The sequence below is a fragment of the Bifidobacterium margollesii genome (assembly GCF_002860355.1).
GTDB classification, from domain to species: domain Bacteria; phylum Actinomycetota; class Actinomycetes; order Actinomycetales; family Bifidobacteriaceae; genus Galliscardovia; species Galliscardovia margollesii.
The window spans coordinates 1-10,807 of record NZ_NMWU01000034.1; the positions used below are offsets into that span (position 1 = coordinate 1).

The window sequence follows — 10,807 nt, forward strand, 5'->3', positions numbered from 1 at the left end:
CTACGCCAAACCCCAGAAGGCGCTGGACCTCAGGCAGTACCTGCCGCGCGGCAAGCGGCACCGCACGCGTTCGAAGGGCAGGAGGGCGAAGGGGGCGCGCATCCCGATGCGCGTGCCGATCGCCGACCGGCCCAAGAGCGTGGACTCGCGCCGCGGGTTCGGTCACTTCGAGTCCGACACCGTCGTCGGCGCGTCCCCGTCGAAACGGTGCATCGACACGCAGGCCGAACGCAAGAGCCGCAAGCTGTTCGCCCGGTTCATCCCCGACAAGAGCGCGCTGGCGACCGCGCGCGCCGAATACGACATCTACAGCCGGATCCCCGCGCCCGCGCGCATCGACCGCACGTGGGACAACGGCACGGAGTCCTCCTGCCACCTGCTCGTGGACGAGGCGCTGGGCATGCTCACCTACTATGCGGACCCGTACTCCTCGTGGCAGCGGGGCACGAACGAGAACCGCAACGGCAGGATCCGGCGCTACCTGCCCAAGGGGACCAGCTTCGACGACCTGTCGGATGCGGACCTGCAGGCCATCGTCGACGAGATCAACGACACCCCGTTGAAGGTCCTGGGCTGGGAAACGCCCAACGAGGTTTGGTACCGCGAGCTCGGCAAGGTAATGTCAAAGACAAGCCACCCAGAGACGAGTGTTGCACTTACAAATTGAATCCGGGGTTGAGCAGCATGGTCCGGGGATCGTGTATAGTGGATATTCGGCTCCTACGCGGCGTCATGCCGCCCAATCCCCCCAGGGCAGGAATGCAGCAAGGGTAAGTGGTCTCTGTCGGGTGCGTAGGGGTCTTTTCTTCTTTTCTCTTTTTCCTGTTATGTTGTGTATTCTGCCTGTTGCGCATTCTGTTTCGGCATCATTGATGATCGTGATCGATATTGATGTCAGTGATCGATGGCCTGCGGCTCTCTGGAACTGTTGATATTGCCTTGTTGCTGATGGACGATCGTGCATATTGCCGTAAATGCTGCCTTCGTCCATCGTCCGGCAAGGTCCTCCATTGCGAAAACCGCATGATTGCAACGATTCTGAAGTCGCAATGTCTGATGTTCGATGGATAACGGTGCGAATTGGGCGAATTCGCGCCTTTGTCCATCATTCGGGTCCTCCCATCGTGCGGGTTCGGCGACAGCGGACGATTGTCGCCATCCGGAGCATCCGTGGGGTATTCGGCTGCGGTTCTTGATCGATATGGTTGCGTATTACGCGAACCCTTATGCGTCTGTGTGTGTTCAATTGAAAGTGAGCCGCCGCTTCCGCATCACGTGGGCCGTTATTTCACGTTACGTGGGCCGTTTCGTGTCACGGGGGCCGGGCGGCCCGTGTGATGTCCCCCGGCCCGCGTGATAGTGCATGCGGCACAATTCGCATGACAGGGCTGAATATGACGACTCTTTTCGTTTGACATGCGGGGTGCGCGGAGGGATGCGGCGTCGGGACTGTTGCGAACCGTTTCGAAGGCGAACGGGACACACTGAGAATGACGAAGGATCATCCAGGATCGTCCGCGGACCATTGCCGAGGTTCATTGCCGTGATCCTTGGCTTCGTGTTGCGGTGAAAACGCCCGCGAACGTGCCGGAAACCGGGAGATATCGTTCCTTTTTCGTAGCGCGGCCTTAAAGTCGTGTCTATGAACGACAAGAAGCGTCAGAATCTGCATCTTGAGCCGGTCGAGCCGGTCGATATGCCGCCGGCCCGGCCCGGTTCCGTTCGTCTGCGGTTTGATGACGTGCCGGGAACTGCCGCTCCGGAAGCATCGTCTGCTCCGATGGTGCAGTCCGATCCGACCTCGCAGCAGCGGCCCGCTCCGGTACAGCGGCCCGATCCGGCGGCACCGCAGCAGTCCGCTCCGGCGGCACAGCCTGAACCGACACTGCCGACCGAACCGGTGATGCGCCCGCTGCCCGTGGTGCCGTCGCTTTCCGAGGAACTGGACGCATTGACCGCGAACCGTTGGCAGGCGGACGACGCCGACCGCAATGACGGCGGTGTTCCGCAGAGCCTGCGCGATCCGCTGGCTGCCCGCCCGCGATGGTCGAGCGTCACGCTGTGCGTGGTGCTGCCGATCCTGATGGTGCTGATCGCCATGGCCGTGTGGAGCATGGCCGTACGCACGCTGACCGGCCAGCAGTACGACAACCTGGCGTATGAGAGCTTCTCCGGCATGGTGTCGGCGGCGGTGTCGGCAGGTTCCTCGGCGTTCGCGGGATTCCTCACCGCGCTGGGCGGCGACATTGCGCTCGGCCCGGTCAAGTTGTCCGTGGTGGCGGTTCCCGATGCGGTGTTCGGTCTCACCGCGCTGGTTACGGTCGTTGTACGCAAGCGCTGGCGCCTGCTGGCCCAGATGATCGGATTCGCGGCCGTGGCCGTCATCGCCGCCGAACTGTTGAAAAACCTGCTGCCGCGTCAGACGCTTGACATGTCGTCACTGAAGACCGCCGGCAATTCCGCGCCATCCGGTCACGTCGCCGTGGCTGCAGTGGTGGCGCTTGCACTGCTGTGCGTGGTGCCGCGCGTACTGCGGGCCGTCACTGCGATCATCGGCGCCTGCTACGTCACGCTGGTGGGCGTGTCGATGATCGCCGACGGGTGGCACAGGCCCGCCGACGTGGTGATGGCGCTGCTGCTCGTCGGTGCCGTCGCGCTGCTGGCGCTGGCCTTCACCGGCGGCTCCGGCATGGACGAGCCGGGCACGCGCGTCTCCTCGGTGAGCGTGCAGGTGGTGGGTACGGTGATGATCGTCGGCGGCCTGATGGCCTGCGGCTACGCGGCGTATCTGATCTGGCAGCTGGCGCCCGGCCTGGCCTACAGCGCCAAGTGGGCGGCTTCGGCGTCCAGCGTTTCGGCTGTGGTGATGATCGCCGGCGTCGCCTCGCTGGTCTTCGGGCTGGCGCTCGCCATGCGGCACGTCACCGCGTCGCCGCTGTCGAAACTCGGTCTCGTCGGCGCGCCGCCGGCCCCGCCGAAACGTCGATGATCGGACGGTGGGCAGACGGCATGGTTAAGATGGCGTGCAGAAATCTAAGGAGGAGTTGACTATGGCTACCGGCACCAAGCTCGTCATCGTCGAGTCGCCTACCAAGGCGAAGAAGATCGGCGGATATCTTGGCAAGGGGTATGAGGTGATGGCCTCGGTGGGCCACATCCGCGATCTCGCGCAGCCCAGTCAGGTGCCGGCCGGGCACAAGGAGAAGTTCGGCAAGTTCGGCGTGGACGTCAATGACGGGTTCAAGCCGTACTACATCGTCAACGACAACAAGAAGTCGACCGTCGCGGAACTCAAGTCCGCGTTGAAGAAGGCCGACGAGCTCTACCTCGCCACCGATGAGGATCGCGAGGGTGAGGCCATCGCGTGGCATCTGGTGCAGACGCTCAAGCCCAAGGTGCCGGTCAAGCGCATGGTGTTCCACGAGATCACCCCGGAGGCCATCAAAAAATCGCTGACCGCCACGCGAGATGTGGATGGTCATATGGTGGACGCGCAGGAGACCCGCCGCGTGCTCGACCGTCTCTACGGCTATGAGCTCTCTCCGGTGCTCTGGCGCAAGGTGGGCCCTGGTCTTTCCGCTGGTCGCGTGCAGTCCGTGGCCACCCGGCTGATCGTCGAACGCGAGCGGGAGCGCATGGCGTTCGTCCGCACGCCGTACTGGGATGTGATCGCCACGCTGGTGGCCGCGTCCGGCGATCTGGATGCCGGATTCGACTCCCGCCTCGTCTCGCTTGGCGGACATCGTCTCGCCGGTTCCAAGGACTTCGGCGCGGACGGCAAGCTCACCGAGGCCGCCGTGAAGGATTCGCCGGTGGTGATGGACGAGGCGCTGTCGAACGCTGTGGCCGAGGCCGTGCGTTCCGTGCCGTTCGTGGTCCGGTCGCTGGAGACCAAGCCGTATCGTCGTCGTCCGCAGCCGCCGTTCACCACGTCCACGCTGCAGCAGACGGCGGGCAACCGTCTGGGCATGAGCTCGCGCGCCACCATGCGTGCGGCTCAGGGGCTGTATGAGAACGGTTACATCACGTATATGCGTACCGATTCGGTCACGCTGTCGCAGGAGGCCATCGCCGCGGCCCGCGCCGAGGTCGGCAGGCGGTTCGGCGAGCGGTTCCTTTCCGAAACCCCGAAGCAGTATGTGACCAAGACCGCCGGTGCGCAGGAGGCCCACGAATGCATCCGCCCGGCCGGCTCCACGTTCCGCTCCCCGGAGGAGCTGGCGACGAAGGTGCCGCCGGATCAGCTGAAGCTGTACACGCTGATCTGGCGTCGCACGCTCGCCTCGCAGATGGCCGACGCCACCGGTTCCACGGCGACGGTCCGACTGGCGGCCGATGCCGGCGAGCATGGCGAGGCGATGTTCCAGGCATCCGGCACGGTGATCGAGTTCCCCGGATTCATGCAGGTGTATGGCGGTGTGAAGTCCGGCAAGACGGATCAGCCCGGTAAGGGCGACAAGTCCGGCAAGGGCGGCTCCGGCTCCTCGGAGGGTGAGTCGCTGCCGCCGATGCGGCAGGGCGACGAGCTTTCCGCGGTGGAGGTGACTCCGGACGGTCATGAGACGCAGCCGCCGGCCCGGTACACCGAGGCCTCGCTGGTCCGTACCTTGGAGGCCAAGGAGATCGGCCGACCGTCGACGTACGCGAGCATCATCTCCACGATCATCGACCGTGGGTACGTGTATGAGAAGGGTCGTGCGCTGATCCCCTCGTGGCTGGCGTTTTCGGTGATCAAACTGTTGGAGACCAACTTCCCGCAGTACGTTGATTATCAGTTCACCGCGCAGATGGAGAACGGACTCGACCAGATCGCCCGCGGCCATGAGACCGGCCGCGAATGGCTTACCCACTTCTATTTCGGCACCGGCGAGGGCACGGTGAGCTCTCCCGAGGAGGCGCATGCCGGACTGCAGCAGCAGGTGGCCCAGCTGGGAGACATCGACGCCCGCGAGATCAACACGATCGACATCGGCGACGGCGTTCACGTTCGCGTAGGACGATACGGCCCGTATCTGGAGGATACGAAGGAGCTTGATGCGGACGGCAATCCGAAGCACGCTTCGATTCCCGACACCATCGCGCCGGACGAGCTGACGGTGGACGTGGCGCATGATCTGATCCGCAACAACTCCGGTGGCCCCCGCGTGCTGGGTACCGATCCGAAGACCGGTGGCACGGTGGAGCTGCGCAATGGTCGGTTCGGCCCGTACGTGGCGCTGATCACCCCTGAGATTCAGGCGCAGATGGATGCCGAGCATGCCGCGGAGAAGGCCGCCGCCGAAGCCGCGAAGAAGGCCGAGGAGGCCGGACAGCCCGCGCCGCGCAAGCGTTCGGCCCGCAAGCGTTCGGCGGCGGATCGGCCGAAGATGGCGTCGCTGTTCAAGACGATGACCCCTGAATCGCTGACGTTGGACGATGCGCTTCGACTGCTGAGCTTGCCGCGTACCGTCGGCACGCTGGAGGGGACGAACGCCGAAACCGGGGCTCCTGAGGAGTTCACCGTTCAGGCCAACAATGGGCGGTATGGTCCGTATCTGACCAAGACCGGTGCGGACGGCAAGTCCGAAACCCGATCGCTGGGCAGCGAGGACGAGATCTTCACCGTGGATCTGGCGCATGCCAAGGAGTTGTTCGACCAGCCGAAGTATGGGCGCGGTCGTGGGCGCGGGGCAGCCAAGCCGCCGCTGCGCGAACTGGGACCGGATCCGGAGACGGGCAAGGCGGTGACGATCAAGGACGGTCGGTTCGGTGCGTACATCACCGACGGCGAGACGAACCGGACGCTGCCGAGGCAGTACTCCCCGGAGTCGATCGACCCGGCCGATGCGTTCCGTCTGCTGGCCGAGAAGCGTGCCGCCGGGCCTTCGACCCGCGGTCGGGGTCGTGGTGGTCGTGGCGGAGCGAAGGGCAAGGCGGCGAAACCCGCCAAGGCCACGCCGAAGGTCAGTGCCGTGGAGGCCAAGCGTGCCGAACGCCGTGCCGAGGTGAGGAAGCTCGCCGACAAGGGCTGGGCGAATACGCGCATCGCCGAGAAGATCGGCTCCACAGCGGCCACGGTGAAGGGCGATATCGAATGGCTTACCGCGAACGAGGGGTATGAGCGCCCCGCCGTGGTTCCGGCCAAGCCCGCATCGAGGACTTCCAGGTCGAAGAAGAAGTAGTCGGGGCGCGGTTCAACGGTTACTTGGCGGATCCGTTCATGAGGAAGGCGAAAAACCGTTCCTCATGAACGGTTTCGCCAATTAGGCGTGTGATCCGATCGCCGAATCTCAAAGTTGGGACGGGCCGATACGGTAGAGGGCATGGCTGGATTGTTTGTTTCGTTCGAAGGCGTTGACGGCGTCGGCAAGACCACTCAGGTGGAGCGGCTTCGGCAGTATCTCGAATCGCGTGACCGCACGGTGCTGGTCACACGGGAGCCGGGCGGCACGCCGCTTGGCGCCGCCTTGCGTCGTCTGCTGCTGCACAATATCGCCGAGGACGCCGCCGACATCGCTCCGCGTGCCGAGGCGCTGATCTTCGCGGCCGACCGAGCCCAGCATGTGGCCGAAACCATCCGTCCGGCGCTGGATCGTGGCGAGATCGTGATCACCGACCGGTATCTTGACTCCTCTCTGGCGTATCAGGCCGGCGGGCGGGAGCTCACTGCCGCTGAGATCCGTGATCTCAGCCTGTGGGCCACAAACGGTCTGCTGCCCGTGCGCACCTATCTGCTCGACATGGATCCGGCCGCGTCCCACACCCGGCTCCAGCATGACGCGGACCGCATGGAGTCGGCCGGCGACGATTTCCAATCACGTACCCGGCAGGCGTTCCTCGACCTCGCCGCCGCCGAGCCGAACCGATTCCGCGTGATCGACGCCGCGCAGACCATCGATCGGGTATGGGAGCGGATTCGCGAGGATATCGATGCGTTGCTGGCCGTAACGGTCGGATCGGATGAATCCGCGAAACCGTCCGGTTCGGCCGATCCGGTCGAATTATCTGATCCGGTCGGAACATCCGAACCGGCCGAGGGGGATTCCCGATGAGCGTGTGGGATGCCATCGTCGGCCAGCGGCCGACCGTCGAACTGCTGTCGCGCGTCGCGCAGTCGCCAGCCCGGATCGCACAGTCCTGGCTGATCTGCGGCCCTCCCGGTTCCGGGCGCTCCAATACGGCCCGCGCGTTCGCGGCCGCGCTCGAATGCCCGAATCACGGCTGCGGCGAATGCTCCGTCTGTCGGCATATCCTTGCCAATACGCACCCCGACGTCACCGTGCTCGCCACCGACAAGGTGACCATCGGCATCGCCGAAGTGCGCGGGCTGATCGAAACCTCCGAGCAGATGCCCGCATCCGCTCCGTGGCGGATCATCATCATCGAGGACGTCGACCGCATGCTGGAGCGCACCACCAACGTGCTGCTCAAGGAGATCGAGGAGCCGGCCGAGCACACGATCTGGCTGCTGTGCGCACCCAGTGCGCAGGACGTGCTGCCGACCATCCGATCCCGCACCCGCGTCGTGAACCTTGCGGTCCCGGGAGCCAAGGCCGTCACCGAATTCCTCATGACCACGGTGAACCCCACGCTGCCCGAAGACCAGCGGTTCACCGAGCATGTGGCGGCGCGCGCCGCGAGACTCTCCGAAGGGCATATCGGCATTGCGAGACTGTATGCCGTCAACGAACGGGTGATGACCGACCGTGACACGCTCGTCGTGGGCGTGCTGAACCTTGCCAGGGCCTCCGACGCCGTGCTGCTCGCCGATCATCTGATCTCCGATGCCAACGCGCAGGCCGCGGAGGAGGTGGAGCGGCAGGTTGCGCGCGACCGGGCCGAGTTCCGACGCGTCAACGGACTGGGGGAGAAGGACAAGATCCCCCCGAAGATTCGCAGCGCCTACAATGCTCTCGGCAAGAAGGACGAGGTGAGGCGCAGAACCACGCGTCGCAGCCGCGATGTGCTCGACCGTGCGTTGAACTCCATCGCCAGCGTGTACCGTGACGTGGCCGTATTGCAGAACAACGCCGAAGACATGGTGGGGCTGGTCAACCGGGAGAACCGTACCGCGATCGCGGATCTCGCGTCCCGTCTGACCCGTGAAGCCGCCATAGAGCGAGCCGAGGCGGTCGGCGTGGCACGGCGAAGACTGATCGGCAACGGCAATCCGCTGCTCGTGTTCGAGTCGCTGTTCTGCACGTTGATCGCGTGAGGAATCGTTGCGCGCTGCCGCGTGTGCGGGGGCAAATGAATCGTGTGATCGAATAATCGTGCGAAATGTGGAATTATTCGTGCGAAATCAGAGTTATTCGAATAAACTGAAGTTGTGCTTGCTGTGACGCGACGAACATCGATGTCGATGCGCGGCAGGTTCCGAGTGGTTTCAAGATGCGGGAGTGCGAATGTCTGCAAAGCAGCGTGAATTGGCGGTCAAACTACAGAAGCGCATTGCATCGGGGGAATTCTCGGAAAAGGGGAAGCTCCCCACCGAGGATCAGCTTATCGAGCAGTATGGGGTGTCGCGGTATTGCGTGCGCGGCGCCATCGCCATGCTTGCCGCCGCCGGCGAGGTGTTTCCGATGCGGGGCAGTGGCGTGTTCGTGCGTGAGGACCGTGCCGGCAACTACATGCCGATCGGTACGTCGTACGGCATCGCCGCGGATTTCCCTGATCGCAAGGTATCGTCGTTTGTGCAGGAACTGGCGTTGATTCGAGCGGATGCCGAGCTGGCGCATCGTATGCGGTGCGCCGAGGGCGATCAGGTGTGGCGCGTGGTGCGTTTGCGCAGCGTGGACGATCAGCCGATCAGCTATGAGACGGCTTGGTATCTCAAGGAATTCGTGCCGTATCTCAATGAGGAGATCGCCCGTGGATCGCTGTATTCCTATATGCGCAATGATCTGGGACTGTCGTTTGGTTTCGACGACAAGGTGATCCATATGGATTGGCTGACGGCCGAAGCCGCGCGGCTGCTGGGGCTGAACGAGGGTGATCCGGCCATCTGCATCGAGGATGATGCGTTCCTGTCCAACGGCAGGCTGTTCAATGCTTCGAAGAATGTGTATCACTACAAGAACGCGAGGTTCTATTCGATGGCCGCCATGCGGTAGGTGTTTCGCGGGAGGCGCCGGCCTGCGGCGGTGCGGTGGTGCGACAGTGTGGCAGTACGGTGGTGTGGCAGTGCGACAGTGCGGTGGCGATAGATGAGGGATGTTCGACGGGATCCGTGCGGCGAAGATGCCGCACGGCGGACGTTCCGCGATGGGGGTGACCTTGCGGCACCGAGCAGCTGCGCGAGGCGGAGCAGACGTATGCGACGGCGGACGTTCCGCGATGGGGGTGACCTTGCGGCGGGGTGCGGCGAGCGATGGCGCGACCATTGAATTGTTTTGGAAATAAGTTCGAATAACTAATACTGCTCGGCGTGTCTCGGGGTGTGCGTGTGAGGGCTCACAACGGTGTCGTTGCTGGGTTGATTCGAGGTAAATGCATGCTGTTGCCGGAATTTGACGCGATATAGAGGGCGATGTACACTGAGACACAGTTATTCGAATAACATTTCGAGTTGCGAATAACAAAACGTTGTGGTCCGCGGGCGAAGTAGCCTGCGGTCTTCCAAGGAAGGAAAGATTGATGAAGGAGAAAATGCAAGCCATCGGCGATGCGATGCTCAATGGCTTCATGAAGTTCGCCAGCCTCAAGGCGCTGGTGGCCTTGAAGGACGGCTTCATCCTGACGATGCCGGCCACGCTGATCGGCTCCCTGTTCCTGCTGATCGCCAACATCCCGGTCACCGGCTATGCCGACTGGATGGCCGGTATCTTCGGTGACGAATGGAACGTCGGTCTCAATCAGGTCAGCGCCGCAACATTCAACATTCTGGCCATCATCGTTGCCGTCGGCATCGGTTACGCCTACGCCCGCAACGAGAAGTGCGACGGTATTTCCTCCGGTCTGCTGTCGCTGGTCGCGTTCTTCATCGTGTCTCCGTCATCGATGGTGATGTCGCTCGACAAGGACACCATGGCCGCCGCCACCGATACCACCAAGAATGCCGTCGACGTCACCGTCAGTGGTGTGTTCAACCAGACCTGGACCGGCTCCAACGGCATCATCTCCGCCATTATCATGGGCCTGCTCGTCGGCTGGACCTACACCGCCTGCATCAAGCACAACGTCAAGATCAAGATGCCCGATGCCGTGCCTGCCGGCGTGAGCAACGCCTTCTCCGCACTGATCCCCGGTCTGATCGTCATCACCGGCCCCGGATTCAATTTGTAAGTGCAACACTCGTCTCTGGGTGGCTTGTCTTTGACATTACCTTGCCGAGCTCGCGGTACCAAACCTCGTTGGGCGTTTCCCAGCCCAGGACCTTCAACGGGGTGTCGTTGATCTCGTCGACGATGGCCTGCAGGTCCGCATCCGACAGGTCGTCGAAGCTGGTCCCCTTGGGCAGGTAGCGCCGGATCCTGCCGTTGCGGTTCTCGTTCGTGCCCCGCTGCCACGAGGAGTACGGGTCCGCATAGTAGGTGAGCATGCCCAGCGCCTCGTCCACGAGCAGGTGGCAGGAGGACTCCGTGCCGTTGTCCCACGTGCGGTCGATGCGCGCGGGCGCGGGGATCCGGCTGTAGATGTCGTATTCGGCGCGCGCGGTCGCCAGCGCGCTCTTGTCGGGGATGAACCGGGCGAACAGCTTGCGGCTCTTGCGTTCGGCCTGCGTGTCGATGCACCGTTTCGACGGGGACGCGCCGACGACGGTGTCGGACTCGAAGGGACCGAACCCGCGGCGCGAGTCCACGCTCTTGGGCCGGTCGGCGAGCGGCAC

8 protein-coding genes and 1 other RNA gene are annotated in these 10,807 nt (G+C 63.7%); 8 read left to right on the forward strand and 1 reads right to left on the reverse strand.

Annotated elements, in window-relative coordinates; translation table 11 throughout:
• The 8 genes from Uis1B_RS09160 to Uis1B_RS09195 all read left to right on the forward strand — a co-directional run.
• A partial coding sequence (locus tag Uis1B_RS09160; RefSeq protein WP_133124908.1) for an IS30 family transposase occupies positions 1 to 667 on the forward strand: 667 nt, incomplete at its 5' end.
• A gap of 45 nt (positions 668 to 712) precedes the next feature.
• Positions 713 to 807, forward strand: an RNA gene (ffs, locus tag Uis1B_RS09165) — signal recognition particle sRNA small type.
• An 835-nt stretch (positions 808 to 1,642) separates the two neighbouring features.
• Complete coding sequence (locus Uis1B_RS09170; protein WP_101617638.1) at positions 1,643 to 2,989, forward strand: phosphatase PAP2 family protein; 1,347 nt, start codon at positions 1,643 to 1,645, stop codon at positions 2,987 to 2,989.
• A gap of 61 nt (positions 2,990 to 3,050) precedes the next feature.
• Positions 3,051 to 6,161, forward strand: coding sequence for a type I DNA topoisomerase (gene topA, locus Uis1B_RS09175; RefSeq protein ID WP_101617640.1), 3,111 nt, complete (start codon positions 3,051 to 3,053; stop codon positions 6,159 to 6,161).
• A gap of 141 nt (positions 6,162 to 6,302) precedes the next feature.
• Positions 6,303 to 7,031 (forward strand): dTMP kinase, encoded by a 729-nt coding sequence (gene tmk, locus Uis1B_RS09180; protein ID WP_101617642.1) that lies wholly within the window; start codon positions 6,303 to 6,305, stop codon positions 7,029 to 7,031.
• Positions 7,028 to 8,194 carry a DNA polymerase III subunit delta' gene (locus Uis1B_RS09185; RefSeq protein ID WP_101617643.1) on the forward strand — a complete coding sequence of 389 codons (1,167 nt, stop codon included), beginning with the start codon at positions 7,028 to 7,030 and terminating at the stop codon, positions 8,192 to 8,194. The genes tmk and Uis1B_RS09185 overlap by 4 nt, the downstream gene beginning before the upstream one ends.
• A 190-nt stretch (positions 8,195 to 8,384) precedes the next feature.
• Complete coding sequence (locus Uis1B_RS09190; RefSeq protein ID WP_101617645.1) at positions 8,385 to 9,092, forward strand: GntR family transcriptional regulator; 708 nt, start codon at positions 8,385 to 8,387, stop codon at positions 9,090 to 9,092.
• Between the two features lie 523 nt (positions 9,093 to 9,615).
• Positions 9,616 to 10,263: a PTS transporter subunit EIIC gene (locus Uis1B_RS09195; RefSeq protein WP_101617647.1), complete on the forward strand. Its 648-nt coding sequence runs from the start codon at positions 9,616 to 9,618 to the stop codon at positions 10,261 to 10,263.
• Here Uis1B_RS09195 and Uis1B_RS09200 read toward each other — a convergent pair.
• A partial coding sequence (locus Uis1B_RS09200) for an IS30 family transposase (RefSeq protein ID WP_133124909.1) occupies positions 10,253 to 10,807 on the reverse strand: 555 nt, incomplete at its 5' end. The genes Uis1B_RS09195 and Uis1B_RS09200 overlap by 11 nt on opposite strands.

Bases quoted from the DNA above. Each gene is read 5' to 3' on its own strand.
- Uis1B_RS09170 (WP_101617638.1), top strand. From the start codon at position 1,643: ATGAACGACAAGAAGCGTCAGAATCTGCATCTTGAGCCGGTCGAGCCG.
- topA (WP_101617640.1), top strand. From the start codon at position 3,051: ATGGCTACCGGCACCAAGCTCGTCATCGTCGAGTCGCCTACCAAGGCG.
- tmk (WP_101617642.1), top strand. From the start codon at position 6,303: ATGGCTGGATTGTTTGTTTCGTTCGAAGGCGTTGACGGCGTCGGCAAG.
- Uis1B_RS09185 (WP_101617643.1), top strand. From the start codon at position 7,028: ATGAGCGTGTGGGATGCCATCGTCGGCCAGCGGCCGACCGTCGAACTG.
- Uis1B_RS09190 (WP_101617645.1), top strand. From the start codon at position 8,385: ATGTCTGCAAAGCAGCGTGAATTGGCGGTCAAACTACAGAAGCGCATT.
- Uis1B_RS09195 (WP_101617647.1), top strand. From the start codon at position 9,616: ATGAAGGAGAAAATGCAAGCCATCGGCGATGCGATGCTCAATGGCTTC.